23 protein-coding genes and 1 tRNA gene are annotated in these 25,821 nt (G+C 64.0%); 17 read left to right on the top strand and 7 right to left on the bottom strand.

Going from position 1 to position 25,821, the window contains the following annotated elements:
• The first annotated feature begins 108 nt into the window (after positions 1–108).
• The 12 genes from exbB (at position 109) to ACYG97_RS22155 (ending at position 13,116) form a co-directional block, all read left to right on the top strand.
• Positions 109–1,098, top strand: a complete 990-nt coding sequence (exbB, locus tag ACYG97_RS22210; RefSeq protein ID WP_023687757.1) for a tonB-system energizer ExbB — start codon at positions 109–111, stop codon at positions 1,096–1,098.
• A 6-nt stretch (positions 1,099–1,104) separates the two neighbouring features.
• A complete protein-coding gene (gene exbD, locus ACYG97_RS22205; RefSeq protein WP_023710186.1) occupies positions 1,105–1,563 on the top strand; it encodes a TonB system transport protein ExbD in 459 nt (152 codons plus the stop codon).
• Positions 1,560–2,519 (top strand): energy transducer TonB family protein, encoded by a 960-nt coding sequence (locus ACYG97_RS22200; protein WP_023713408.1) that lies wholly within the window; start codon positions 1,560–1,562, stop codon positions 2,517–2,519. The genes exbD and ACYG97_RS22200 overlap by 4 nt, the downstream gene beginning before the upstream one ends.
• Positions 2,520–2,690: 171 nt before the next feature.
• Positions 2,691–3,785 carry a transporter substrate-binding protein gene (locus tag ACYG97_RS22195; RefSeq protein ID WP_023732923.1) on the top strand — a complete coding sequence of 365 codons (1,095 nt, stop codon included), beginning with the start codon at positions 2,691–2,693 and terminating at the stop codon, positions 3,783–3,785.
• Positions 3,782–4,381 (top strand): ANTAR domain-containing response regulator, encoded by a 600-nt coding sequence (locus ACYG97_RS22190; protein WP_023715884.1) that lies wholly within the window; start codon positions 3,782–3,784, stop codon positions 4,379–4,381. Before ACYG97_RS22195 ends, ACYG97_RS22190 begins: the two co-directional genes overlap by 4 nt.
• Positions 4,359–5,261 (top strand): ABC transporter permease, encoded by a 903-nt coding sequence (locus tag ACYG97_RS22185; RefSeq protein WP_023732924.1) that lies wholly within the window; start codon positions 4,359–4,361, stop codon positions 5,259–5,261. The genes ACYG97_RS22190 and ACYG97_RS22185 overlap by 23 nt, the downstream gene beginning before the upstream one ends.
• 13 nt (positions 5,262–5,274) lie before the next feature.
• Positions 5,275–6,195: an ABC transporter permease gene (locus ACYG97_RS22180; protein WP_023693234.1), complete on the top strand. Its 921-nt coding sequence runs from the start codon at positions 5,275–5,277 to the stop codon at positions 6,193–6,195.
• Between the two features lie 76 nt (positions 6,196–6,271).
• Positions 6,272–7,867, top strand: a complete 1,596-nt coding sequence (locus ACYG97_RS22175) for an ABC transporter substrate-binding protein (protein ID WP_460221631.1) — start codon at positions 6,272–6,274, stop codon at positions 7,865–7,867.
• Complete coding sequence (locus ACYG97_RS22170; protein ID WP_023732926.1) at positions 7,857–8,801, top strand: acetamidase/formamidase family protein; 945 nt, start codon at positions 7,857–7,859, stop codon at positions 8,799–8,801. The genes ACYG97_RS22175 and ACYG97_RS22170 overlap by 11 nt, the downstream gene beginning before the upstream one ends.
• 187 nt (positions 8,802–8,988) lie before the next feature.
• A complete protein-coding gene (locus ACYG97_RS22165) occupies positions 8,989–10,770 on the top strand; it encodes an ABC transporter ATP-binding protein (protein WP_023732927.1) in 1,782 nt (593 codons plus the stop codon).
• A gap of 128 nt (positions 10,771–10,898) precedes the next feature.
• Positions 10,899–11,849, top strand: a complete 951-nt coding sequence (locus ACYG97_RS22160; RefSeq protein WP_031261999.1) for a hypothetical protein — start codon at positions 10,899–10,901, stop codon at positions 11,847–11,849.
• A gap of 52 nt (positions 11,850–11,901) precedes the next feature.
• Positions 11,902–13,116 (top strand): hypothetical protein, encoded by a 1,215-nt coding sequence (locus ACYG97_RS22155; RefSeq protein WP_023668596.1) that lies wholly within the window; start codon positions 11,902–11,904, stop codon positions 13,114–13,116.
• A gap of 47 nt (positions 13,117–13,163) precedes the next feature.
• Here ACYG97_RS22155 and ACYG97_RS22150 read toward each other — a convergent pair whose 3' ends face one another.
• From ACYG97_RS22150 to ACYG97_RS22140, 3 genes are all read right to left on the bottom strand, one after another.
• Positions 13,164–16,589 (bottom strand): acyl-[ACP]--phospholipid O-acyltransferase, encoded by a 3,426-nt coding sequence (locus ACYG97_RS22150; RefSeq protein ID WP_023732929.1) that lies wholly within the window; start codon positions 16,587–16,589, stop codon positions 13,164–13,166.
• A 91-nt stretch (positions 16,590–16,680) separates the two neighbouring features.
• Positions 16,681–16,968 (bottom strand): YiaA/YiaB family inner membrane protein, encoded by a 288-nt coding sequence (locus tag ACYG97_RS22145; RefSeq protein WP_023668598.1) that lies wholly within the window; start codon positions 16,966–16,968, stop codon positions 16,681–16,683.
• A gap of 111 nt (positions 16,969–17,079) precedes the next feature.
• Complete coding sequence (locus ACYG97_RS22140; RefSeq protein WP_023681449.1) at positions 17,080–17,766, bottom strand: PspA/IM30 family protein; 687 nt, start codon at positions 17,764–17,766, stop codon at positions 17,080–17,082.
• A 107-nt stretch (positions 17,767–17,873) separates the two neighbouring features.
• Between ACYG97_RS22140 and ACYG97_RS22135 the strand changes: the two genes are divergently transcribed.
• Together ACYG97_RS22135 and ACYG97_RS22130 are read left to right on the top strand one after the other, a co-directional pair.
• Positions 17,874–18,482 (top strand): TetR/AcrR family transcriptional regulator, encoded by a 609-nt coding sequence (locus ACYG97_RS22135; protein ID WP_023732930.1) that lies wholly within the window; start codon positions 17,874–17,876, stop codon positions 18,480–18,482.
• A gap of 104 nt (positions 18,483–18,586) precedes the next feature.
• Complete coding sequence (locus tag ACYG97_RS22130; protein WP_084013599.1) at positions 18,587–20,548, top strand: acyltransferase family protein; 1,962 nt, start codon at positions 18,587–18,589, stop codon at positions 20,546–20,548.
• A 47-nt stretch (positions 20,549–20,595) separates the two neighbouring features.
• Here ACYG97_RS22130 and ACYG97_RS22125 read toward each other — a convergent pair.
• A tRNA-Ala gene (locus tag ACYG97_RS22125) sits at positions 20,596–20,671 on the bottom strand.
• A 149-nt stretch (positions 20,672–20,820) separates the two neighbouring features.
• Here ACYG97_RS22125 and ACYG97_RS22120 point away from each other — a divergent pair.
• Both ACYG97_RS22120 and ACYG97_RS22115 read left to right on the top strand, forming a co-directional pair.
• Positions 20,821–21,123, top strand: coding sequence for a YggT family protein (locus ACYG97_RS22120; RefSeq protein ID WP_023704981.1), 303 nt, complete (start codon positions 20,821–20,823; stop codon positions 21,121–21,123).
• On the top strand, positions 21,120–21,443 hold the full coding sequence (locus tag ACYG97_RS22115; protein ID WP_023704980.1) for a DUF167 family protein: 324 nt from the start codon (positions 21,120–21,122) through the stop codon (positions 21,441–21,443). Before ACYG97_RS22120 ends, ACYG97_RS22115 begins: the two co-directional genes overlap by 4 nt.
• Before the next feature lie 3 nt (positions 21,444–21,446).
• Here ACYG97_RS22115 and ACYG97_RS22110 read toward each other — a convergent pair whose 3' ends face one another.
• Genes ACYG97_RS22110 through ACYG97_RS22100 form a run of 3 tightly spaced genes read right to left on the bottom strand, consistent with a single transcriptional unit; the run spans position 21,447 to position 24,219 of the window.
• Positions 21,447–22,328: a MurR/RpiR family transcriptional regulator gene (locus tag ACYG97_RS22110; RefSeq protein WP_023704979.1), complete on the bottom strand. Its 882-nt coding sequence runs from the start codon at positions 22,326–22,328 to the stop codon at positions 21,447–21,449.
• Between the two features lie 50 nt (positions 22,329–22,378).
• A complete protein-coding gene (locus ACYG97_RS22105) occupies positions 22,379–23,446 on the bottom strand; it encodes an ABC transporter ATP-binding protein (protein ID WP_023732931.1) in 1,068 nt (355 codons plus the stop codon).
• Positions 23,447–23,448: 2 nt separating this feature from the next.
• Positions 23,449–24,219, bottom strand: coding sequence for an SDR family NAD(P)-dependent oxidoreductase (locus ACYG97_RS22100; protein ID WP_023704977.1), 771 nt, complete (start codon positions 24,217–24,219; stop codon positions 23,449–23,451).
• A 180-nt stretch (positions 24,220–24,399) separates the two neighbouring features.
• Here ACYG97_RS22100 and ACYG97_RS22095 point away from each other — a divergent pair, with 180 nt between their 5' ends.
• The gene (locus ACYG97_RS22095) at positions 24,400–25,632 is read left to right on the top strand and encodes an ABC transporter substrate-binding protein (RefSeq protein ID WP_023732932.1); all 1,233 of its coding nucleotides are present in this window, start codon (positions 24,400–24,402) and stop codon (positions 25,630–25,632) included.
• Positions 25,633–25,821 lie beyond the last annotated feature (189 nt).

Below are 25,821 nucleotides of genomic sequence, written 5' to 3'. Positions count from 1 at the left end.
GGCTGTGCCGCGTTTGAGAGAAGCCAGAACCAGTGGCTGGATTTCCGGGGTCGACATTCCGTCACCGACCAGCCGATCGTACGTGCAATGACGAAGCGAGGAAGAAGCGTGTCCAGAAATGGTTTGTTGGCGGCGCTGGCCGCGGTCATGCTGTCGGCCGGCAGCGCTGCTGCGCAAGAGCAGCCAAACACGCAGCCCAGGGTGACGACGGAACCCGCTGCAGCTGCCCGGTCGGCGGCCCAGCCTTCCCCGGTCGCAGTCGAACGGCCCGCACCGGCTGCGCCTGTCGCGCCGGCTTCGCCAACTGCCGGGCAGGCGGCGCCGACCGCGCCACAGCCGGCAACCCAGCCCGGTGCATCCGCGCAGGCCGAGCCTTCGGCAATATCGCTGACGCTGCCGCACGATCTGTCGCCCTGGGGCATGTTCATGGCCGCCGACATCATCGTCAAGGCGGTGATGATCGGGTTGGCCTTCGCCTCGCTGGTCACCTGGACGGTGTGGCTGGCCAAATCGCTGGAGATTCTCTTCGGCAAGCTCGGCGCCCGTCGCGCTGCGCGCGCCATCGGCAATGCCGCCACGCTGCGCCAGGCCGGGCGCGCGCTTGGCAACAGTGGCGGCCCCGGTGCGCTTTTGGTGCGGGCGGCCGAGGAAGAGACTGCCCTTTCGGCCGGTGCGCTCGGCCATGTCACCGGCGACGGGCTGAAGGAACGCGTGACGTCGCGCCTGTCGCGCATCGAAGCGGCGGCGGCGCGGCGCATGTCGCGCGGCACCGGCGTGCTGGCGACGATCGGCTCGACGGCGCCCTTCGTGGGCTTGTTCGGCACCGTCTGGGGCATCATGAACGCCTTCATCGGCATCTCGCAGGCGCAGACCACCAACCTCGCGGTCGTCGCGCCCGGCATCGCCGAGGCGCTGCTCGCCACGGCGATGGGCCTGGTCGCGGCCATTCCCGCGGTGGTCATCTACAACGTCTTTGCGCGGTCGATAGCCGGCTACCGGCAGCTCCTTGCCGATGCCTCGGCCGGGGTCGAGCGGCTGGTCAGCCGCGATCTCGATTTCCGCACGGTGCCGCAGGCGCCCGCGCTGGCGGCGGAGTGATGGGCTATGGCGGCTAGAATTCGCGAGGCTATCGATGGCGATCTCGAGGAAAACCACGAGATCAATGTCACCCCGTTCATCGATGTCATCCTGGTGCTGCTGATCATCTTCATGGTCGCTGCACCCTTGGCGACAGTCGACGTCAATGTCGATCTGCCGGGTTCGACGGCGACGCCAGCACCCCGGCCGGAAACGCCGCTGTTCCTGACCCTGAAGGACGATCTGACGCTCGCGATCGGCAATGACAGCGTGCCGCGCCAGGCTTTCGCCGCGGTGCTCGACGGCAGAACCAAGGGCGACAAGCAGACCCGCATCTTCCTGCGTGCCGACAAGGCGGTCGGTTATGGCGAGCTGATGGAGGTGATGAACCTGCTGCGCGGCGCTGGTTATCTGAAGATCGCGCTGGTGGGGCTGGAGACGGTGCCGGCGGACGCATCCGCGGCGCACCGGGGCGCCGCCCCGTGACGCAACTGGCCGCCGCCGCACCCGCGGCCGACCCGCCACGCGCCGGCCTGCGCGAAATTGGCTTGTGGGCGGCTGCGGCCATTGTCATTGTCGGCGCGCATGTCGCGATCGCCTATGCCGTCCAGAGCTTCAGCCTGGCCAACATGGCCGATGGCGGCCCGCCGCCGGCTGTGGCTATCGAGCTGTCGCCGATGATGGTGGCGCCGGCGGTGCAGGAGGACTCGATGGCCGACGTGGTGACGCCTGAGCCGCCGAACCAGATCGAGGAGGCGGTTGCCGAACTGAAGCCCGTCGTGGAGCCCGAGCCCGGTCAGCCGGGGCCGGTCGCCGAGAAGACGGAAGCGGTTCAACCCGCCGCTCCGATCGAGACGGCAGCGGCCGAGCAGCCCGATCAATCGCCGCCGCTGGATGAGGTGGTGCCCGACATCGTCCCGACCATAGCGCCGGATGTGGTCATTCCGCCGCCCCAGACCAAGCCGGCGGAGACCAAGCCGGCGGAGACCAAGCCGATCGAGAAGGCGAAGAAGGCTGCCGAAAAACCCAAGCCGAAAGCAAAGAAAGAGAAGAAGGAAAAGGCCGCGCCGGCGAAAGCGGTCGTGACCGCCAGTGTCGATCAAAAGGCAGCGGCGAAGGCGTCGGCGCCGAAGGCTTCGCAATCGAGTGGATCATCAGTCAGTGCAAGCAAATGGAACTCCCAGCTGATCGGATGGATCAATCGGCACAAGCGCTACCCGAGCGCGGCAAGGTCGCGGCGCGCCGTGGGTACCGCAAATGTGACCTTCGTCGTCAGCGCTTCGGGCAAGGTGACCTCCGTCCGGCTGACCCGATCTTCGGGGGACGCCGATCTCGATCGCGCCGCGCTCGGCATTCTGCAGGGTGCGACGGTGCCCGCGCCACCGCCTGAGAAGGCCGGTACGGCTGTCGTGGCGCCTTTGATGTTCACGCTGCGGAACTAGAAGCAGCCGGACAAGGCCGATCCCATGACCACGTACTTTCCCGCTTGACTGACCCGCCGGACCGAATACGCTAGCGCAAAATACCGGCCTTGGTCGCCGGGCGGCAAATATGCCTCGCATGCCTCGCCCTCCGGCGCTGGCTGCGGGGCATTGTCATTTCTGAGGATCGGTTTGAAACGGCGTATCGAGATCGGCATCCTGTATTCCCGCTCGGGCAGCTACCAGCTGGTCTCCGATGCGTGCCGGATGGGCGCCATGCGCGCCATCGCCGACATCAATGCCGATCGGAGCTATGGCATCGAAGTGGTTCCGGTCGAGCGCGATCCGCAAAGTAATGCCGATCGCTACGCGACTTTGTGCGAGGACATTTTCAGGACCAGCAGCGCGCGCCATGTCGTCGGTTGCGTCACCTCGTGGAGCCGCAAGGAAACCATCCCAGTGCTGGAGAAGGCCGGCGGCATGCTCTGGTATGCCTGCCCCTATGAAGGGTTCGAGGCCAACGAGCATGTCGTCTACATGCACGCCTGCCCCAACCAGCATCTGGTTCCGCTGATGGCGCATGTCGTGCCGCGTTTCGGCGCCAACGGCTTCCTGCTCGGCTCGAACTACATTTGGGGCTGGGAGATGAACCGCGTGGCGCGCGACCTGATCGCGGATGCCGGCGGCAAAGTGCTGGGCGAGCGCTATCTGCGCATCGGCGAGACCGACGTGTCGCGGCTGATCGCCGAGGTCCGGGCGACGCGGCCGAGCTTCATCCTCAACAATCTGATCGGCACCTCATCCTACGCCTTCCTGGCGGCTTACCGCGAGCTGGGCGATGAGGATGCGGCATTCAGGCCGGAAAACTGCCCCGTCATCTCCTGCAACCTCACCGAAGGCGAGTTGCCGGCGATCGGCGAGACAGGGAAAGGGCATCTGTCGGTCGGGCCCTATTTCGCGCCCCGGCCGGCTGCCTTCGCTTCGTCCTTCGAGGCCTCCGCCTATGCCTCGGTGCAGGTGATGGCCGACGTGCTGTCGCGCGACACTGATGCCGGCCCGGCGGAATTTTCCAAAGCCTTCGCCGAGCGACGCTTCTCCACCCGGCTCGGGCCGATCGCCATCGACGCCCACTCCCAGCACGCGACGCTGCCGGTGATCATCGGCCGGATCGCCGATGGCTTCTTCGAGGTCGTCAGCCAGGAGGATGAGGTCGCGCCGGATCCCTATCTGTCGCGCTACGACCCCGCCAAGACATTCGGCCGTCCGCGCCTGAGGGTGGTGTCATGACCCGGACGCGCATCCCCAATCTCGGCGGCGCGCGGGCTTTCATCCTGCATCGCCCGCATCCGACGGTGCAGGCCATCACCAGGCAATTGTCGGCCATCGGCCTGGCTACGATCGACTGCTGGCCGGAATTGCCGCCGGAAGCTCTCGCCGCCGATTTCGTTTTCTTCGATGCCGATCTCGGCTTTGACGAGCAATTCCCGTGGAAGCCGGGCGAGGCGCCGATGCCGCTGGTGGCGCTGATCGGTTCCGAGGCGCCGGGGCGTATCGAATGGGCGCTGTCGCACAAGGCCGATGCGCAGCTGCTGAAGCCGGTCGGCAATGCCGGTGTGTACAGCGCATTGCTGATCGCAAGGCAGAGCTTCGAGGCACGCAAGCATTTAGCCGGCGAGATAGCGTCGCTGCGCCAGCGCGTCGCCGAGCGCCAGACCATTGTGCGCGCGGTGACGGCGCTGTCGAAAGGCAGCGATGACGAGCGTGCCTATGCACAACTGCGATCGCTGGCGATGAGCTGGCAGATCAGCGTCGAGGATGCCGCGCGCAGGATCGTGGCAATGACGGATGAGGAAGGCGGCGATGACCAGTCCCATCGCGCCTGATCTCCCGGTACGCATGCCGGCAAAACCGCGCGCCGGCGTCTGGCGTCGGCTGGTCAAACGCCGCCTGGCGCTGCTCGGGCTGGTCATCGTCGCCATTGTTGTCGCCGGCGCCGTGCTGGCGCCCCGGCTGACCGGCTACGATCCCAACGAGCAGATGTTCGACGGCCTGACCATCGAGGGCTCGCCGCTGCCGCCCAGCGCCCAGTATTGGCTCGGCACCGACCTGCTCGGACGTGACCTCTTGACCCGCATCCTCTACGGCGCCCGCACCTCGCTGATCATCGGCATCGTCGCCAATGGCGTGGCGCTTTTGATCGGCACTTTGGTGGGCGTCACCGCAGGCTATTTCCGCGGCTGGATCGGCAGTGCGATGATGCGCTTCACCGATCTGATGATGGCGTTCCCGGCGCTGCTGCTCGCCATCTGCCTGGCGGCAGTGTTTCAGCCGAGTCTGTGGATCGTCGCCATGGTCATCGCGCTGGTCAACTGGGTGCAGACGGCGCGTGTCATCTACACCGAGACCTCATCGCTGGCCGAGCGCGAGTTCATCGATGCCGAGCGCAGCATCGGGGCGAGTGCGCCGCGCATCCTATTTCGCCACATCCTGCCGCATCTGCTGCCGACCATCATCGTCTGGGGCACGCTCGGCATCTCGACCACGGTTCTGCTCGAGGCGACGCTTTCCTTCCTCGGCATCGGTGTGCAGCCGCCGACCGCGTCGTGGGGCAACATCATTTTCGAGAACCAGACCTATTTCCAGGCCGCGCCCTGGCTGGTGTTCTTCCCCGGCGCCGCAATCCTCGCGTTGGCGCTGGCCTTCAATCTGATCGGCGACGCGTTGCGCGACATCCTCGATCCGACGCAAAGGGGCCGGGAATAATGGGGGGCCGGTCATGATCGCCTATCTCGGCCGCCGGCTGATCCAGTCGCTGCTCATCCTGCTTGGCGTCTCGCTGATCACTTTTGCGCTGCTCTACCTCTTGCCGGCCGACCCGGTGCGGCAGATCGCCGGCCGCAGTGCCACGCCGCAGACGGTGGAAAACATCCGCCAGCAACTCGGCCTCGACCAGCCTTTCGTGGTCCAGTACTGGCACTATCTGACGAAGCTACTCAGCGGCGATCTCGGCCGCTCCTACATCCAGCGCTCGGAGGTCACCGAACTCATCGTCTCGCGGCTGCCGGCCAGCCTGCTTTTGATGGTCGGCGCCATCCTTTGCGAATTGCTGATCGGGCTCTCGATGGGGCTGATCGCCGCCGTCAAGCGCGGCTCCGCCACCGACCAGACCCTGATGGTGGCCTCCTTCGTCGGCGTCTCGGCGCCGCAATTCGTCGTCGGCTTGTTGCTGCTCTACGTCTTTGCCGTGCGGCTAAGCTGGTTTCCGATCGGCGGCTACGGCACATGGCGCCATCTGGTGCTGCCGTCGCTGACCATGGGCATACTCGGCGCCGGCTGGTACGCGCGCATGATGCGTTCGTCGATGATTGACGTCCTGCGCCAGGATTATGTCCGCACGGCGCGGGCCAAGGGCCTGGCGCGCAGCGCCATCATATTCCGCCACGCACTGCCGAATGCCATCCTGCCGGTCATCGCCATGATCGGCATCGACATCGGCATCTTCATGGGCGGCATCGTCGTCGTCGAAAGCGTGTTCGGCTGGCCGGGTATCGGTCAGCTGGCGTGGCAGGCGATCCAGCGCGTCGACATTCCGATCATCATGGGCGTCACGCTGGTCTCGGCCTTCGCCATCGTGCTCGGCAATCTGCTCGCCGACATCATCGCGCCGTTCATCGATCCCCGCATCAAGCTCAGATGAAAATGAAACAGAGAAAGGGAACACAACAATGAAAAAGTTTCTCGCATCCACAGTCGCGGCATCGGCCTTGGCCCTCATGCTCGGCATGACAAGCGTCCGCGCCGAAGACACGGTCGATCCCAACGCCAAGCAAGGCGGCGCCATCACCATCACCTACAAGGACGATGTTGCGACCCTCGATCCGGCGATCGGCTATGACTGGCAGAACTGGTCGATGATCAAGAGCCTGTTCGATGGGCTGATGGATTACGAGCCGGGCACCACCAATTTGAAGCCCGATCTGGCAGAAAGCTACGAGATTTCGCCCGGCGGCCAGACCTTCACCTTCAAGCTGCGCCATGGCGTGAAATTCCACAATGGCCGCGAGATGACGGCCGACGACGTGAAATATTCGCTCGACCGCGTCACCAATCCGAAGACGCAGAGCCCCGGCGCCGGCTTCTTCGGCTCGATCAAGGGCTATGACGATGTCGCCGCCGGCAAGGCCGAAGGCCTGTCCGGTGTCACCGTCGTCGACCCCTACACGGTCAAGTTCGAACTGACCCGGCCCGACGCCACCTTCCTGCATGTCATGGCCATCAATTTCGCCCATGTCGTGCCGAAGGAAGAGGTCGAGAAATATGGCGCCGATTTCGGCAAGCATCCGGTCGGCACCGGCGCCTTCAAGCTCGCCGAGTGGACGCTGGGACAGCGCATCGTCTTCGAGCGCAATGCGGACTATTGGCACAAGGGCCTGCCGCATCTCGACAAGATCACCTTCGAGATCGGCCAGGAGCCGATCGTGGCGCTGCTGCGCTTGCAGAAGGGCGAGATCGATGTTCCCGGCGACGGCATTCCGCCGGCCAAGTTCCAGGAGGTGATGGCCGATCCCGAGCAGAAGGCGCGTGTCGTCGAAGGCGGTCAGCTGCACACCGGCTACGTCACCATGAACACCACCATGGCGCCGTTCGACAATGTTAAGGTGCGTCAGGCCGTCAACATGGCGCTCAACAAGGCGCGCATCATCCAGATCATCAACGGCCGCGCCGTGCCGGCCAACCAGCCGCTGCCGCCGTCGATGCCGGGCTACGACAAGGACTACAAGGGTTATCCCTATGACGTAGCCAAAGCCAAGGCGCTGCTGGCCGAGGCCGGTCATGCCGATGGTTTCGACACGCAGCTGTTCGCCATGAACACCGATCCCAACCCGCGCATTGCCCAAGCGATCCAGCAGGACCTGGCGGCGATCGGCATCAAGGCCAGCATCCAGTCGCTGGCGCAGGCCAATGTCATCGCCGCCGGCGGTGACAAGGCCGGCGCGCCGATGATCTGGTCGGGCGGCATGGCCTGGATCGCCGACTTCCCCGATCCGTCGAATTTCTACGGCCCGATCCTCGGCTGCGCCGGCGCGGTGCCCGGCGGCTGGAACTGGTCGTGGTATTGCAACAAGGATCTCGACGCCAAGGCGGCCGAGGCGGATTCGGTGGTCGACCCGGCAAAGGCCGGCGAACGCGACAAGATGTGGAGCGCCATCTACGACAAGGTGATGGAAGACGCGCCCTGGGCGCCGGTCTTCAACGAACAGCGCTTCACCATGAAATCCGCGCGCATGGGCGGCGCCGACAACCTCTATGTCGACCCGGTCCATATCCCGATCAACTACGACAATGTGTACGTAAAAGATGTGCAATAACTGCGACTACACCATCCATGGGCGCCACCACCATTTCGGCTGGGACAATTCCTTTGTCCCGGCCGAGCGGGTGGCGCCCGGCGCGACCATCGAGTTCCAGTGCCTCGATGCCGCCGGCGGCCAGCTGAACGCCGACAGCACGGTTGCCGAAATCGCCAAGCTCGACTTCGCCGGGGTCAACCCGGTGACCGGGCCGATCTTCGTCGAGGGCGCCGAGCCGGGTGACGCGCTCAAGGTGACGATCGAGATGTTCAAACCGTCCGGCTTCGGCTGGACGGCGAACATTCCGGGTTTCGGCCTGCTCGCCGACGACTTCACGGAACCGGCGCTGAACATCTGGAAATACGATGCAGCCGCGCTCGAACCGGCGCTGTTCGGGAAAAACGCGCGCGTACCACTGAAGCCGTTCGCCGGCACCATCGGCAATGCGCCGGCTGAGATGGGGCTTCACTCGGTGGTGCCGCCACGGCGGGTCGGCGGCAATCTCGACATCCGCGATCTCGCTGCCGGCACGACGCTCTATCTGCCGGTTGAGGTGGCCGGCGCGCTGTTCTCGGTCGGCGATACGCACGCCGCACAAGGCGATGGCGAGGTCTGCGGCACGGCGATCGAGAGCCCGATGGACGTCGTGCTCAAGCTCGACCTTGTCAAGGACGCCAGGCTGAAGACGCCGCGCTTCACCACCGCCGGTCCGGTGACGCGCCATCTCGACGCCAAGGGCTATGAGGTGACGACGGGTATCGGGCCGGACCTGATGACCGGCGCCAAGGAGGCGGTGGCGCAGATGGTCCATCTGCTTGCTGGGCGGTATCAGATCGATCCGGTCGAGGCCTATATGCTGGCCTCGGTGTGCGGGGACCTGCGCATCAGCGAGATCGTCGACATGCCGAACTGGGTGGTGTCGTTCTATTTTCCGCGTTGCGTGTTTGAATGACGGTACGTCGGCGCCGCACCCCCACCCCGCTGCTTCGCAGCGACCCTCCCCACAAGGGGGAGGGTAAAGCGCTGCCACCCTACCTCCCCCTTGTGGGGAGGTCGGACCGGAGGTCCGGGTGGGGGTCAGCGCCAAGGTTTGTGCGAATGGTGCGACGGAACCAATCCGTCGCAGGGCTCCACCCACAATGACCCTCGCCGACAACCCCATCCTCTCCATCGCCAACCTCTCCGTCAGCGTGCGCGGCGAGGACGGCGAGCGCGATGTCGTCTCCAACCTGTCGCTGACGCTGGCGCGCGGCGAGACGCTCTGCATTGCCGGCGAATCCGGCTCCGGCAAGTCGATGACCGCGCTGGCGATCATGCAGCTTTTGCCGCAGCCGGCGGCGCGCATATCGTCAGGCATGATCCGTCTTCGGGATGGGAATCGGGGCGACACCGACCTAGCAACCCTCGACGAACGCCAGATGCGGCGCATTCGCGGCGACCGCATCGCCATGATCTTCCAGGAGCCGATGACCTCGCTCAACCCGGTTCTGTCGATCGGCCGGCAACTCACCGAATCAATCGAGGCGCATACCAGCCTGTCGTCGGCGCAAGCCCGCCGGCGCGCCATCGAGGCGTTGAAGGCGGTGCGCATTTCGGAGGCGGAAAGCCGGTTAAAGCAGTTTCCGCACGAACTCTCCGGCGGCATGCGCCAGCGGGTGATGATCGCCATGGCGCTGGCGCTCGAGCCCGACGTGCTGATCGCCGACGAACCGACGACGGCGCTCGACGTCACCGTGCAAGGCGAAGTGCTGGAGCTGTTGCGCGACCTGCAGCGCCAGCATGGCACCAGCGTCATCCTGATCACCCACGATATGGGCGTGGTTGCCGAAATGGCCGACCGGGTCATCGTCATGCGCGACGGCCGCATGGTCGAAGAAGGCACGACATCGGATATTTTTGTCCAGCCGCAGGCCGACTATACGCGCGAACTGCTGGCTGCCGTGCCGCGCATCGGCAGTGGCGTCGGTCGACAGAAATCCAGGGATGCGATTGACGTCTTGAAACCGGCCAATGTCGCCGAGATCAACGACCTGCATGTCCGCTTCGATCTGCGTGGCGGCATCTTTGGCCGGGTCACCCGCCGCGTCCACGCCGTCGAGGGCGTCAGCTTCTCGATCGCGCCCAACGAAACGCTTGCTCTGGTCGGCGAATCCGGCTGCGGCAAGTCGACGACCGCCAAGGCGCTGGCCGGACTGGCGCCGTATAGCGGCGACATCGTCATTGGCGGGCGCAATCTCTCCGGTCTTGGCCGCGACGAGCGCAAGGCGGTGCGCCGTGACGTCCAGATGATTTTCCAGGATCCCTTCGCTTCGCTCGATCCGCGCATGCGCGTCGGCGAGCTCGTCGCCGAGCCGCTGGTGATTCATGGCATCGCCTCCAAGGACGAGCGCCGCGAACGAGTGGGGGCGCTGTTCGAGCGCGTCGGCCTGTCGGCCGACCAGATGGAGCTTTACCCGCACGAATTCTCCGGTGGCCAGCGCCAGCGCGTCTGCATCGCCCGAGCGCTGGCGCTACGACCAAAACTGATCATCGCTGACGAAAGCGTCTCCGCGCTCGACGTCTCGGTGCAGGCGCGTGTGCTCGATTTGCTGAAGGAATTGCAGCGCGAATTCGGCGTCGCCTATCTCTTCATCTCGCACGACATGGCGGTGGTCGAGAACATTTCCGACCGCGTTGCCGTCATGTATCTCGGCCAGATCGTCGAGATGGGCACGCGCGACCAGGTGTTTTCCAACCCGCGCCATCCCTACACCAGGCGGCTGATCGACGCCGTGCCGGTGCCCGATCCGGCGCAGCGCAGAACGCGCTTCGCGCGCCTCGACCAGGAAATCCCGAGCGCCACCCGCAGGATCGGGGAGGCGCCGCTGAAGCTGGCGCTGAACGATGTCGGCGGCGGCCATCTGGTTGCTGCGGAAAGCTGAGCCCGCACTGGCTGGCAGCTGTTCTTTTACTTTGTTGAGTACAACCAAGAACTGCCGTCTCGGGTTTACCGCGTCTTAGGTGGACGGCGGCCACTATACGGTCGGAGTTCTTGCCACGGGGAAAAATAGTGCTCAAGGCGGTTCTGCAGCTGCTGCCGGGTCGGTTCATGGATGTGCGCATGCGCGTATCCGCCGACTACGAGACGCGTGTCGTGGAGCGGCCCGGGCGCTGGATGAAGGCGGCCGAGCTGGAGCAGTTGAGCAGCGATCTGCGGCTGGTGGCGTCGAAGACGCTGAAAGTCGGCAGCCTGACCTACGGTGTGTTTTCCGGCGACCGCAGCCGGCTGGAACATTCCATCATCACCATCGTCTATCGCCGCAGCGACGGGCGGCCGATCGCCTTCAACGCGCTGGCGCTGATGGAGATTTCGCTGGCCGGCAAGCCCTATGAAGTCTTGCACCTCGGTCTGGTCATGATCGATCCGGACGAGCGCAGCCGCGGTCTCAGCTGGATCCTCTACGGCCTGACCTGCTTCCTGATGTTTTTGCGCAACCAGTTCAGGCCGATCTGGATCTCCAACGTCAGCCAGGTGCCGGCCGTCGTCGGCATGGTCGCGGAGGCGTTCAGCAATGTGTTTCCCGGACCGCATGCCGGCGCGCGGCGCTCGCTGACCCATGTGCTTCTGGCGCGGCAGATCATGGCGCGGCACCGCCATGTCTTCGGCGTCGGCCCCGAAGCGCGTTTCGACGAAGAGCGTTTCGTCATCACCAATGCCTATACGGGCGGCTCGGACGATCTGAAGAAAACCTTCGACGAGACGGCCAAGCACCGCGAGGAGACCTTTAACGAGTTCTGCCGCAAGGAACTCGACTACGGGCGCGGCGACGATGTGCTGCAGATCGGCCAGATGAGCTTCCAGTCGGCGCGCACCTTTCTCGCCGACACGGTTCCGCGCCGCTCGCTTGCAGCACTTGCCGTGGCCGGCGCGGCCGCCACGCTGCAGCGGCTGGTGCTGCCGGTGGTTCACTGGGCCGATAGCACCCGCCAATGGAATGTGCTGAGACCATGGACACGCTGATGGCTTCATTCGTGGCGTCTCGGTTTATCCGCAAGCTGATGGCAGCCGGCCGATGATGAACCTCGACGGCACGCTCGTCGCCGACACCATCACCTCGCTAGCGGCGCTGGTTGGCCTGCTTGTCGTGATATCGATCATAGGCGGGCGCGACACGGGCGATCCGCTGTCGCGGCGCTTTCTATTCGGCCTCAAGGTGCTGGCAGTGCTGCTTGCCTGCCGCATCCTCGACTGGACCACGGGTCTTGCCTTTTTCCGGTTCGTCACCATCACGGCGGCGGGTCTGCTGCCGCTGGCCGCACTGCTGCTGACCGAAGGCCTGCTGCGCCGGCACGCGCCGTTCGCTCTCAAATTGTTCGCCGCCGGCGGTGCCCTGCTGTTCTTCCTTCTGGCGCCGATCCCGGCACGTTTCGCTGAACCATGGCGAATGGCGGTACTACTTGCCTTCCAGTTCGGAGGTTTTCTCGCCATCGGCTGGCTGGTGATGACGCGCGATCGCGACAGCCTGTCGGCGGCCGAAAACCGCACGGTCGAGCGCATGGCGCTGTCGCTGCTGTTGATCATTCCGTTCATGGTCACCGACTACCGGCCCGGCCTGTTCGAAGTGCCGGTTCGGCTTGGCGGCATCGCCATCCTGTTCCTGTGCTGGCTGACGATCGGCCTTGGACGCGCCAGCCTCGGCCATCGCGACACGATCGGCGCCTTTACCGTGATTACGCTGAGCTCGGTTTTCGCCGGGCTGGCGCTGGGCGGCATCGACGATCTCGGCTGGCGCGGCAGTGTGCAGGGCGTGGTGATCGTGCTGTCGGCGACGCTGCTGGCAGTCATCTACAATGACAGCGTCAGCCTCACCGCGGAGAAGCGCCGCGACTCGTTGCTGAAGCATATGGCCGAGGGCGACCTCACCGATTCGGCGCGCTTCCTGCGCGGCCTGCAGAGCCATATCCTTGTCGACGGTGCGCTGATCCTGCCGGCAGGGGACCTCGGCGACTTCGACCTGAAGGTGCTGGCCCGTGCACTGGAGCAGGAGCCCGTGCGCTCGCTCGCCGATACGCAGCCGGGGGCGCCAGTCGACCAGGATATACGCGAGCAGCTGGCATGGCTGTTCGAGAAATTTGAGGCGACCCATGTGCTGCTGGCGACGCTCGAGCCGTTGACCGTGGTGGCGCTCAACATGCCGGCGCTGGCATCGTCGCCGGGCGTGGAAATGGAGCTGCGGGCAGTCCAGCGCATGGCGATGCTGATCTCGCAGCGGCATGCGAAGGGTTGATCATCTGAACGGGCCGGCTCTTGCGTCGGCCCGTTGCCGTAGCCGGGTCAGGCGGCCTTGGTCTTCAAGGCCTCTTCGTCGCGCACCATTTTTGTCACGGCGGCGAAGTCGAGCTTGCCGGAGCCAAGGACCGGTACCTTTGAGACCACCCGCACTTCGGCCGGGACCATCAGGTCCATGGCGCCGTTGGCCTTGGCGTAGGCGAGGAATTCCGCTCGTGTGGCGCCGGATGCCTCAGTGATGAGGATCAGCTTTTCGCCCTTGCGCGCGTCGGGCACCGTGGCGACCGCCGACAGCGAGCCCTTCCACAATTCGCCGGCCAGCGCTTCGACAGCGGCGAGCGAGATCATCTCGCCGCCGATCTTGGCGAAGCGCTTGGCGCGGCCGCGAATGGTGATGAAGCCGCCTTCGTCGATAGCGACGACGTCGCCCGTATCATGCCAGCCGTCGTCGAGCGGTTCGAGCACGCCGGGCTTCTCGGCCCGGAGATAACCGGCCATGACATTGGGGCCGCGCACGAACAGCCGGCCGCCTTCGTCGACGCCGGGGACCGGATCGAGGCGGTATTCCATGCCGGGCATGATCTTGCCGACGGTTCCGGAGCGATTGTACATCGGCGTGTTGATGGAGATCACCGGCGCCGTCTCGGTGACGCCGTAGCCCTCGAGGATGCGTAGGCCGAACTTCTCCATATACGTCATGCGCGTCGCTGTCTTGACCGGTTCCGCGCCGGCAAAACAATAGCGTATCGAGCGGAAGTCGTAGGGGTGCGCGGTGCGCGCGTAGCCGGAGAGGAAGGTGTCGGTGCCGAAGATGATCGTCGCGTTCGAGCCGTAGATCAGTTCCGGCACGAGGCGGTAGTGCAGCGGCGAGGGGTAGAAATAGACCGGCACGCCGGAGATCAACGGCAGCACCGTGCCCGCGGTCATGCCGAAGGAGTGGAAGATCGGCAGCACGTTGAACACCTTGTCGCCCGAATGGAAGTCGATACGCGACGCCGCCTGGGCGGCGTTGGCCAGGATGTTGCGGTGCGTCAGAACGACGCCCTTCGGCGTGCCTTCCGAACCCGAGGTGAACAGGATCACCGCCGCATCGCCGGGCTTGCGTTTCGCGCGCGGCGTCGACTTGCGCAGCAAGCCGAGCAGCTTATCCTTGAGACTGATGGTCTTTCTGAGATCGTCGAGCCACACGATGTCGACCGAGCGACCGAGTTCCTCGACTACAGCGCCGAGCTTTGCCTGTTCGACGAACGCGCGGGACGTCAGCACGGTGCGGACTTCGGCGGCCTTGCAGGCGGACAGAATATTGGCAGCACCTGCGGTGAAGTTCATCATCGCCGGAACCTTGCCGGCGGACATGACGCCGAGCAGCGTCGCGCAAGAGCCGTTGGCGTTGGGCAGCATGATGCCCAGCGTCTGCTGGTCGGCATAAAGGTTCTGGAACTTCTCACCAAGCACGGCGGCAGCCGTGAGCAGCTTGCTGTAGCTGAGAGAACCGGTGACCGGATCCTGAACTGCGAGCTGTTTCATGCCGCGTTCGTTCGCCGTCTCCATGATCTTTTCCAGTACGGTCTTGTCGATGTCCTGGGTGCGGAAAACGAGATCCGACATCACCTGGTAGAGCGCGGAACCCGCCGCGGCGCGGCGCTTGCGGCCCTTCAGCTCTTGCGGCACCTCGAGCTTGACCGGTTCCAGAATGGTCACCTTGACCTTCGGGAACAGGCGGCGGCGCACATGCTGCGAGCTCAGCCGCGAGAAGTAGGTCTTCTCCAGCCCGTCGATGCGCACCGGCACAACCATCGAGCCGGTCTTGTCGGCAACCATGGCGGCGCCGTCATAGACCTTCATCAGGCCGCCGGTCACCGTGATGCGTCCCTCCGGGAAGATCACCAGCGGATCGCCGCCCTGCACGATCTTGATCAGCGTGCGGGTCGACATCGGCTTGGCCGGGTTGAGCGGCAAAGCGCGGGCAAGTTTCATGAACGGCTTCATCCACCAGGCCTGGGCAATGGTGTAGTCGATGGCGAAGACCGGCTCCTCATCGGTCAGCGTCAAGGCGAGCGGACCGTCGAGGAAGCTGACATGGTTGAGCGCCAGGATCGGCGCCTTGCCGGCCGCCTTGAGGTTTTCCATGCCCTCGACTTCGAGGCGCAGGAAAGCGCGGAACAGGATGGAGACGAAGTCACGGAAGGGGTTCGTCGGCAAATATTTCAGCATCAGCCAGGCGGCAATCGCATTGGCCGCGGCGAGGCCGAACAGGATGCCGCCGGTCGAGACCTTCGTCTGGATCAGGGCCATGATGATGCCGCCGCCAGTCATGAAGCCGGCATTGACGATACTGACGGCGGCGACGACCCGGGCGCGCCGCGCTTCGGGCGACCAGGCCTGCACGGCGGCGAAGGTCGGCACCACCAGGAAAGCGGCTGCAATGGCCATGCCGGCGAGGTCGATGGCGACGCGGATCGTGTTTGGGCCGGCGAAGAATGCGCCAAGGGTTTCCGCCTGGGGCGACGGCGTCATGCCGGAGATGGTCCAGGCGAGATGCAGGCCGAACAGGGCGAGCAGCGCCGTGCCGACCGGTGCCGGCAACAGCACGATGCGGCCCTGCGACATCCAGGCGGCGATGGCCGAACCGATGGCGATCGAGACGGCGAACACGGCGAGGTAGACGGTGACGGCCATTTCGTTGCCGCCGAGCGAATCCTTGATCAGCACCGGCAGGAGCGAGAGCACGATGGCGCCGATCAGCCAGAACCAAGACGTCATCAGGCCGGCGCGCCAGATGCGCGTGTCGGTGCGCAATTCGGTGACCTGGCGCCAGGTCGAGCGGAAGATGTTCTTGTCGATGACAAGGTCGGGCGCCGCCGAACCGGTGGACGGGATATAGCGGCTGACGAGCCAGCAACCGACGGCGAGCGCCATCATGATCGGTCCGAACACCGCGACGCCGATACCATCGGCGGAAACGACGCCGCCGGCTATGGTGCCGCCGAGAATCGCGGCAAACGTGGCTGACTCGATCCAGGCGTTGGCCTTGGGCAGTTCCTTGCGTTCGAGGTGATCGGGCAGGATTCCGTATTTGATCGGTCCGAACAGCGCCGAGATGATGCCGAACATCAACAGCGCCGTCATCAGCACGGGAATGGACGACAGGGCGATGCCGACGACGGAGACACCCGCCGCGGCGATCTCGGCGAATTTCAGACGCTTGGCTATGAGAGCCTTGTCGAAGCGGTCGGCGAGCTCGCCGCCGAGCGCCGACAGGAGCAGGAAGGGGGCCATGAAGACGGCGCCCGCCAAGGTGACCAGTGATGCCGCCTGGTCCGCCGCCAGCGTGAACAGAATAAGGAACACCAGCGTGTTCTTGAGGAAATTGTCGTTGAAGGCGGACAGGAACTGCGTCCAGAACAAGGGCGCAAAGCGCCTGGACGTCATCAGATGAGCTGTCGGTCGGTTGATCGGGGCGATTTCCATAGCGGCGACTTCCATTGGGCAAGACCGATTAAAATCCTGGCTGGATTGATCAGCGGTCTTGCGCGTTGAGCCTTGTTTAGCGGGAACCCGGTTACACTTCGTTACTGCGGCTGACTTCCATCAGCAACTTCTCGGTCTTGGCGTCTTCCAGCCGGTTGATGAAGCGGCTTGCCTCTTCCGAGTCGCGCAGTGTCTTGGTGATGGTGATCGAGGTGTGCACGAGCATGATGGCGGCCATGGCATAAAACCCCTTGGCGGCGAAGCTAGCCTCCATGAAGTAGATGCCGCCGGCCATCATTGTGGCGGCAACGGCGAAACTGGCCATGGTGAAGGTCTTCCAGGCGCTTGAGTCCTTGGGGGAATAGGTGTTCGGGGTCATCGATATGGTCCTTTCGTTTCAAGGTTAGGTTGGTTGGGCGTGGGTCTGTTTCAGGCTGGATACAATCAGGCTGGATACCATCAGGCCGGATACAATCAGACTGGATAACAATCAGGCCGGCTTGGTCATGGTCTTCGTGAGCCGTTCGAGCACGGCGTCGGCGCTGCTTCTCAGCGGCGCGCCGCAGCCGGCGGCCGCAAGCTTCTCTGAGACCGCGGCAGGATCGCCCGACTGTTCCATCTCGGCCATGGCGGCCGCGGTGGCGTCGATCTGCTTTTGCCTGGTGCGCAGGCGCAGCAGCGTCTCCTCGGCGTCCCTGAGCGCCGACAGGCTGGAGCCGGGCGCGCTTTCTCGCAGGCGCTGGGTCGAGTCGACCGCGGCAACGATGCGCTGGCCGCGCTGCAATTCGCGCAGGCGCATTTCGGAGACGCGGATAATCCGCTTGAGACGCTCGATCTCGGTGCCGAAGCTTTTCTGCGCCTCGGCGGAGGCGTCGCGTTCGGCTTCCAGCATGGCGATGGTTTCGGCGGCTTCGCGGGCCAGTTCATTCTGTCCCTGCTCGATCGCGGCGATCGTGCGCTTCTCCAAATCGTCGATGCGGAGGACAAGCTTCTTGAACTGCGCGACTTCCTGTTCGTTCTGGGCGATGGCAATTGCAACCGCCCGGCGGGCGGCCGCGATAGCGTCGGCGCAATCGCGGATCTGCTGGCGCAGGATTATCAGCGCGTTGCGGTCGACGACCGCCTCGGCGGCTTCGTAGCTTCGGCCGCGAACGAGAGCAAAAAACTGTTTCAACATTTCCGTTTCTCCTCTATGAACGTTGTTCATGAGGCAAAGTAGCACATTGTGAACGGCGTTCAAGGAGAAAATGAACGGTGTTCATAATTGCGCATAAGAGAAGGTTAATGACCGTAAAACGGGACGCCAAACGCGAGGACCTCAAAGGCAGGCTGATCGAGGCCGCGCAAGCGCGCATCCAGTCCTCGGGGCTCGCCGGTCTGCGTGCGCGCGACATCACGGCCGATGCCGGCTGCGCGCTGGGCGCGCTCTACACCGCCTTCGCAGACCTCGACGAGCTCATCCTGCACGTCAATTCGATCACACTGGCCAGGCTGGGGGCGGCCCTGCAGCAAGAGGCGACCGGCGTCGCCGAGCCTAGGGCAAGGCTGAAGGCGCTGGCCGAGGCCTATCTCGGCTTCGCCCGCGACAATCGCATGGCGTGGAAGGCGCTGTTCGAGCACCGTATGGCGCCAGGCGTGGCGGTGCCCGAATGGCATCTGGCCGAACATGCGGTGCTGATCCAGCATCTGGTCGAGCCGCTGGCGGCGCTGCTCCCGGCGGCGGCAACGCCGGAGCTTTTGGCCCGCGCGCGCACGCTGTTCTCCGCCGTGCATGGGATCGTCGCCATCTCGCTCGAAGACCGTTTCATTGGCCTGGCGTCCACCGACCTCGAAAGTGAGCTGCTGGGTTTCGTCGACACGCTGGTGAGCGGGCTGGAGACGGAAAGGGAATGAACTGCTGCGATCGGCTCTTGCCTCACGGCACTCTGCCCTTATGAAGATCGTGGCGGGGACTGGCCGGTTGATCCAGGCCGGCTGAGACTGTTGGGGGATACCCGGTGACAATCGATCAGGACCGCCGGTTTCGGCCCGAAATACAGGGGTTGCGCGGACTGGCCGTCGCTCTTGTCGTGGTCTATCACATATGGCCGGCTGTGCTGCCTGGCGGATATGTCGGCGTCGACGTCTTTTTCGTCATCTCTGGCTATCTGATCACCGGCCTGCTGGCACAGATGGCGCTGCGCGACGGTCGCGTCTCACTGATCGAATTCTACTCGCGACGGGTGCGACGGTTGTTGCCGGCAGCAACCCTGGTGCTGCTGGTCGCATTGCTGGGCACGCTGCTTTTCATCTCAAAGGCGCGCTGGGAGGAAATAGGCAACCAGATCGTGGCGAGCGCTCTTTATGTCGAGAACTGGCGGCTGGCCTCGATTGCGGTCAGCTATCTCGAGGCCGACACCTTGCCGAGCCCGGTGCAACATTACTGGTCGCTTTCCATCGAAGAGCAGTTCTACATCGTCTGGCCGGTGCTCATGATCGGCGTGATCTGGCTGGCGCGCCGCCGTGACCTTCCGCTGCGAGCCTGCCTGATCGGGGCGATGTCGCTCATTTTCGCGGCATCGCTTGTCGCCTCTGTCGTTTTGACGGCAACGGATCCGGCCCAGGCCTATTTCGTCAGCCATACCCGCCTGTGGGAATTGGCGTTGGGTGGTCTGCTGGTGCTGACCGAACACCGGTTTCGACTGGCGGCACTCACTAGACAGTGGCTGGCGATTGCCGGCATCCTGGGCATCGTTTCGTCCGCCTTGCTGTTTTCCGCTGCAACTCCATTTCCCGGTGTCAGTGCGTTGTTGCCGACCTTGGCCACCGTGCTTGTCATCCTGGCTGGCGAGGTTGAAGTCGGCCGGTTTCGTGGGCTCGATTCCTTGCTACTTCGTTTCATCGGCGATCGCTCCTACTCGGTCTATCTATGGCATTGGCCGCTGATCACCATCTTCCAGGCGCAGGGTCATTCGCTGACCCTTGCCGGCGGTTTCGGCCTGATTGCGGCGACCCTGCTTCTATCGGATCTGTCCTATCGATATGTTGAGCAGCGCTACCGGCAAGCTCGGGGCGGCGCCTGGTGGAAGCCGCTGGGATACGGCACCGCGGCGGTTCTCACATGCGTGGCCGCATCCGGCAGCCTGCTGCTCTTTCTGAAGACCGAACGCATCGACACCGCGCTGATCGGCACGCCTTCCTACCCTGGGCCCGCCGCTCTCGTCTCCGGCGCCGTGGTCCCGGACGGTGTGAACCTTCTGCCGCCGCTGGCCCGGCTGAGGCGGGACGTGCCGGTCGTGTATGCAAGGAAGTGCCACCAGGAGGAAAGCTCGGAGCCCAAACGATGCTCTCTAGGCGATCCCACGGGTGCGAAAACAATGGTTCTGGTGGGAGATTCTCATGCAGCCCAGTGGGTGCCGGCACTGGACAAGATCTCAAAGGACCGCAACTTCAAACTGGTTACCTTTACAAAATCCGCCTGCCCATTCACCCGCGTGGCCATCACGGCGGATGGCAAACCCAACGTCTTATGCGCGCAGTGGCACGAAAAGGTGCTGGCCGAGATCCTAAAGCTGAAACCGGATCTGATCTTCACCAGCCAGTCCAATTACGGAGCGGTTCAGCAAGACGTGATGATCGAGGGGCTGCGAAGTCTCTGGGGCGGGCTGACGGACGCCGGCTCGCAAATCGTTGCCATCCGCAACACGCCCTATATGAAATTCGACCCGGGCGAATGCCTGAGTTCGACGCCAACGAAATGCGTCACCAAACTGAGCGATATTGAGCGGAGCAACGTGTTGGCGCTGGCCGCGGAGGGACAGAAAAATGTGCGCGCTATCGATATGGTCGATGCGATTTGCGGGCCGCAACTATGCCCGGCAGTTGTCGGCAACATCATCGTCTGGCGGGACAGTCATCATCTGACCGCCAGCTACTCGCTTGCCCTGGCGCCCTATCTCGCAGCGAAGACGGGGCTTTGACGAGACGTCTCGGAAGTCAGATGTGTCGACAGGCAGGAAAAATCCGCTGGTGGAGCTGAGGAGGATCGAACTCCTGACCTCGTCATTGCGAACGACGCGCTCTCCCAGCTGAGCTACAGCCCCGTCCAGCGGATGGCGCATTTATCGAAGGCTGCGGTTTCCTGTCAAGACGAAACGGCTCACCAAGATAGCGGCATGGCGCACTTGGGAAAGCGGGTCTTGCCGGTTCCGGATGCAGTGGCTACATGTCGTGCGTTCGCAAGGAGCTACTGATGGTCGCCGTCTTTTACACGCTGCATGCCGCACTAAGTATCTATTGGTGGATCATAATCGGCGCGGCCATCTTCTCGTGGCTTTACGCCTTCAACGTCGTCAATTCACGCAATCAGCTCGTCAACTCCATCGGTACCACGCTCTATCGACTGACCGAGCCGGCTTTGCGACCGATTCGCCGCCTTCTGCCCGACCTCGGCGGTGTAGACATTTCACCAATCATTCTGCTTTTGGCGCTGACATTTATCAGCATGTTCTTGAACTACACCGTTCAGCCGATGTTCGGCATCGGGCCGATGTGACCTCTGCCACCAGCTTGCCGTACCGTCTGCGCGAGGACGGCATCGACCTGTTCGTGCGGCTGACGCCCAAGGCAGCGGTGGACAGGCTCGAAGGCGCGGAGACGGCGGCCGACGGGCGCTGCCACCTAAAAGCCCGCGTGCGCGCCGTGCCGGAGAATGGCGCCGCCAATCAAGCATTGCAAAGACTTGTCGCCAAGGCGCTGGGAGTTCCCGCATCGGCGGTGTCGGTCGTTGCTGGCGCTACCGCTCGCTTGAAGACGCTACGCGTGAATGGCGATCCGGCGGCGCTGGTGACGAGCATCAAAGCGCTCGGCCGTTAGTCCTCAATCCCCCAGCGGCAACTTTGGATCGTCGACCTTCAGCGTGTTCACGCTCTGCTTGATGCGGCGCAGGTTTTCGAGAACCCTGGGTCCGCGCGTCTCGGCCACGGAGGTGACGATCATGTCGATGATCGACAGCAGAGCATAGCGCGACGAGGTCGGCTTGTAGATGTTGCCGTCCTCCAGCGACTGGAACTGGATGACGGTATCGGCGGCCTTGGCGAGCGCTGATTCCGGCGGGGTTACGGCGATGGTGGTGGCGCCATATTGCTGGGCCACCTGCACGGCGTCGATGACCGATCGCGCATAGCCGGACACCGAGAACGCGATCAACGTCGTCTCCGACGTAGCGACCGCGGCATACATGCGCTGCAATTGCCCGTCGATCTGCGCCAGCACCGGCACGCCCAGCCGAAACAGCCGGTTCTGCATCTCGGTCGCCATCATCGAGGAAATGCCGCCGGAGCCGATGCACAGCACATTGCCCGAACTGACGATGCGCGCGGCCACGCCCACCAGCGTCTTCATGTCGAGGTTTTCGCTGGCGCGCTGGATTGCGGCGATTGCCGCTTCGGTGATGGCCGACGCAATGCGCTGCTCGCGCGCGTCGCGGTTCAGCGGTTCGGGCGATAGATACTGGCCGCCAATGGCGATCGCCTGCGCCAGGTAGAATTTGAAATCGCGCAGACCCTCGCAGCCGAGATTGCGGCAGAAACGGGTGACCGTCGGCTCGCTGACGCCGACGCGCGCGGCAATTTCCGAGATTGCCGCCTTGGAGGCGAAGTCGAGATCGGTCAGCACGAGGCCGGCCAGGCGGCGGTCCGATTTGGTGCCGTCCTGCGACATCAGCTGCAGGCGCGTGATGATGTCGGCCGGCGTTTTCATTTCTGGGTTGTCGTCTTCATCGTGGTGTTTTCGTTTTCATGCCGGCGCTCTCATAGCGGCAGGCCTGTCGCCGTGTCGAACAGATGGATGTTTGCAGGCGCGACCGAGACCGGCAGCATTTCACCCGGCTTGACCTGTATCCGATCGCGGAACACGGCGCGCACCGTGTCAGCGCCGATGGCGCCATAGACATGGGTTTCCGAGCCGGTCGGCTCGACGACATCGACCTTGATCGCCATCGCGTCGACAGCCTCGCCGATGACGAAGTGTTCGGGCCGTATGCCGGCCTCGACCGTGCTGCCAGCCGGCACCGTCTTGCTGCCGAGCGCCAGTCGCCCTCCGCCGGCCGATTCGAACCAGCTTTTATCGGGCGTCGTCTTCAGGGCGCCGGAGACAAAACTCATCGACGGCGAGCCGATGAAGGAGGCGACGAATTTGTTGGCGGGACGGTCGTAGAGCTCCAGCGGTGCGCCGACCTGCTGGATCTTGCCGCGGTCCATCACCACGATGCGGTCGGCCATGGTCATGGCCTCGATCTGGTCGTGGGTGACATAGACGATGGTCGATTTCAGCCGCTGGTGCAGCGCCTTGATCTCGGTGCGCATCTGCACGCGCAATTGCGCGTCGAGATTGCTGAGCGGCTCGTCGAACAGGAACACCGAGGGTTCGCGCACGATGGCGCGGCCCATTGCGACGCGCTGGCGCTGGCCGCCCGACAGTTCCCGGGGATAGCGGTCGAGATAGGAGAACAGGTTGAGGACGCCAGAGGCCTTTTTCACCTTGGCGTCGATTGCCGTGCGGCTTTCGCCGCGGATCTTTGGGCCAAAGCCGATATTGTCGGCCGCTTTCAGGTGCGGAAACAGCGCATAGGACTGGAAGACCATCGCGATGTTACGCTGCTGTGGCGGCAAATCGTTGGCGCGCACGCCGCCGATCAAGAGGTCGCCTGCGGTGATCGGCTCCAGCCCGGCCAGCATGCGCAGCAAGGTCGACTTGCCGCAGCCGGAAGGGCCGACCAGCACGACGAACTCGCCGCTCTTGATGTCGAGGCTGATGTTTTCGAGGATCTTGTGGCGTCCGAAGGATTTCGACAGGTCGCGGAACTCGACATCGGTCATGGTCAGGCTCCCAATATGTCGTCGATGAAGGGCAGGAAGCCGGCGGTCAGTCCGGCGTCGACCGGCACCACCGCGCCGGTTATCCCCGATGCGCGATCCGAAACAAGGAAGGCCACCGCTTCGGCCACTTCCGTGGCGTCGACGATGCGGCCGAGCGGATAGAGCCGCTTGAGCTTGCCGAGAACATCCGGGTTCTTGGCCAGCCGATGGTCCCATGCGGCGGTGCGGATCGAGCCGGGGCAGACGACATTGGCGCGCAGCCCGTTGCGGCCGAGTTCCACAGCGATCGCTTTGGCATAGGCATTGATGCCGGCCTTGGCTGCGGCATAGGCCGGGTTGCCGAAGTGGGCGATGGCGTTGACGGAAGAGATGAAGACGACGCTGCCCGAACCGCGCGCGGCCATCGCCTTGATCAGTGGATCGGCGAACAGCATCACCCCGGTCAGATTGAGGTCGAGCTCGTGCTCAATCTTATCGGGTGTCAATGCGGCAAGCGTCTCTGCGCGCGTCCAGCCGGCATTGTTGATCAGCATGTCGGGAACGCCATCTTTCTCAAGGATCGCTGGTATCGCCGCCTCGATGGAAGCCCGGTCGAGGAGGTCGAAGGCGTGACGCGACGCCAGGTGTGGGCTGCGCAACGCATCTTGCGACTGGTCGCAGCCGACGACCCGCGCGCCTCGTTCGGCCAGCAGCGCCACAATAGCCGAGCCGAGCCCGCCGCCGGCGCCGGTCACCAGCACGGTCTTGCCCGCGAATTCGGCCGTTGAAACCACCCTGCGCGCCTCCCTGGGATCCACGATAGTCGGAAAACGCTATTTTAGGAAATGTAATTAAGCAACAGGATAAATCCGCTTGCACGGCGTGAAATGAGGGATAATGTAGGAAAGTCACATAAAGCCTTGGCCGCCTGAAAGCCGCAAGAGCGCAGGCGCCAATCAAATGGGAGAGATCGAATGAAGCTTGCAAAATGGACTGTCGGCCTGATGGCCGGAATGAGCCTGCTCGCCCTGGCATCCCAAGCAGATGCCGGCGAGGTGCGCGTAACCGTCGCCGAATACAGCGCCAAGACCGGCCCGTATTTCGAAGCGGTGAAAAAGGAATTCGAGGCAGCCAACCCGGGTATCACCGTCAAGTTCGAAGTTGTGCCGTGGGACGTGCTGCTACAGAAGCTGACCACCGACATCACCGCCGGCACCAATGCCGACCTGTCGATCATCGGCACCCGCTGGCTGATCGATTTCGTCCAGCAGGATGTCGCCGAGCCGCTCGACGCCTACATCAAGCCAGACTTCAAGGACCGCTTCATCGACACCTTCCTGTCGCCGTCGATCATGGAGGGCAAGACCTATGGCCTGCCGATCGCGGCTTCGGCGCGCGCCATGTACTACAACAAGGAATTGTTCGAGAAGGCCGGAATCGCCAACCCGCCGGCAACCTGGACCGAGTTGCAGGAGGATGCGCGCAAGATCAAGGCGCTTGGCACCGGCACGTTCGGCTTCGGCCTGCAGGGCAAGGAGATCGAGACCGACGTCTATTACTACTATGCGATGTGGTCGCAAGGCACCGAGATTCTCAACAAGGATGGCACGTCGGGCCTCGGCACGCCGGGCGCGCTCGAAGCCGCCAAGCTCTACAAGTCGATGATCGACGAAGGCCTGACGGAACCCGGCGTCACCTCCAACAACCGCGAGGACGTCCAGAACCTGTTCAAGCAGGGCAAGGTCGGCATGATGATCACCGCGCCCTTCCTGTCCAACCAGATCAAGGACGAGGCGCCGAACCTGAAATACGGCGTGGCCGCTATCCCCGCCGGACCGACCGGCGCGCGCGGCACGTACGGCGTCACCGATTCCATCATCATGTTCAAGAATTCCAAGAACAAGGATGAGGCCTGGAAGCTGCTCGACTTCCTGTTCACCACCGAACAGCGCGCCAAGTTCACGCAAGGGGAAGGCTTCCTGCCGGTGAACAAGGAAGAGGCCAAGATGGACTATTACGTCAACAATGCCGATCTGGCAGCGTTCACCGCGCTGCTGCCCGACGCCCGCTTTGCGCCGGTCATCCCCGGCTGGGAAGAAGTCGCCCAGATCACCTCGGATGCCATGCAGAAGATCTATCTCGGCGGCGACCCCGAGGCAGGCTTGAAGGAAGCGGCTGCCAAGGCCAACGCCGTGATCAAGAAATAGGGCGTATCTCCCTGCGCCCGGCGCGCCCCTGAGATCGGGGCGCGCCACACTTTCCTCTCCCTCCGGAGGGGGGAGAGGTGGCTCGGCGAAGCCGAGACGAGTGGGGGAACCACCTGGCAACCGCCGCGAACGGACATAGGAAGGGCAATAGGGGCAAACATCACCTCGCCTTGCGCCCCAAGGGTCGAC

Source organism: Mesorhizobium sp. W067, from assembly GCF_054719525.1.
This window is presented reverse-complemented; position numbering and strand designations above follow the sequence as displayed.

Bases quoted from the DNA above. Each gene is read 5' to 3' on its own strand.
- exbD (WP_023710186.1), top strand. From the start codon at position 1,105: ATGGCGGCTAGAATTCGCGAGGCTATCGATGGCGATCTCGAGGAAAAC.
- ACYG97_RS22190 (WP_023715884.1), top strand. From the start codon at position 3,782: ATGACCCGGACGCGCATCCCCAATCTCGGCGGCGCGCGGGCTTTCATC.
- ACYG97_RS22185 (WP_023732924.1), top strand. From the start codon at position 4,359: ATGACCAGTCCCATCGCGCCTGATCTCCCGGTACGCATGCCGGCAAAA.
- ACYG97_RS22180 (WP_023693234.1), top strand. From the start codon at position 5,275: ATGATCGCCTATCTCGGCCGCCGGCTGATCCAGTCGCTGCTCATCCTG.
- ACYG97_RS22175 (WP_460221631.1), top strand. From the start codon at position 6,272: ATGCTCGGCATGACAAGCGTCCGCGCCGAAGACACGGTCGATCCCAAC.
- ACYG97_RS22170 (WP_023732926.1), top strand. From the start codon at position 7,857: ATGTGCAATAACTGCGACTACACCATCCATGGGCGCCACCACCATTTC.
- ACYG97_RS22165 (WP_023732927.1), top strand. From the start codon at position 8,989: ATGACCCTCGCCGACAACCCCATCCTCTCCATCGCCAACCTCTCCGTC.
- ACYG97_RS22155 (WP_023668596.1), top strand. From the start codon at position 11,902: ATGATGAACCTCGACGGCACGCTCGTCGCCGACACCATCACCTCGCTA.
- ACYG97_RS22150 (WP_023732929.1), bottom strand. From the start codon at position 16,589: ATGGAAATCGCCCCGATCAACCGACCGACAGCTCATCTGATGACGTCC.
- ACYG97_RS22145 (WP_023668598.1), bottom strand. From the start codon at position 16,968: ATGACCCCGAACACCTATTCCCCCAAGGACTCAAGCGCCTGGAAGACC.
- ACYG97_RS22140 (WP_023681449.1), bottom strand. From the start codon at position 17,766: ATGTTGAAACAGTTTTTTGCTCTCGTTCGCGGCCGAAGCTACGAAGCC.
- ACYG97_RS22135 (WP_023732930.1), top strand. From the start codon at position 17,874: ATGACCGTAAAACGGGACGCCAAACGCGAGGACCTCAAAGGCAGGCTG.
- ACYG97_RS22120 (WP_023704981.1), top strand. From the start codon at position 20,821: ATGGTCGCCGTCTTTTACACGCTGCATGCCGCACTAAGTATCTATTGG.
- ACYG97_RS22110 (WP_023704979.1), bottom strand. From the start codon at position 22,328: ATGAAAACGCCGGCCGACATCATCACGCGCCTGCAGCTGATGTCGCAG.
- ACYG97_RS22105 (WP_023732931.1), bottom strand. From the start codon at position 23,446: ATGACCGATGTCGAGTTCCGCGACCTGTCGAAATCCTTCGGACGCCAC.
- ACYG97_RS22095 (WP_023732932.1), top strand. From the start codon at position 24,400: ATGAAGCTTGCAAAATGGACTGTCGGCCTGATGGCCGGAATGAGCCTG.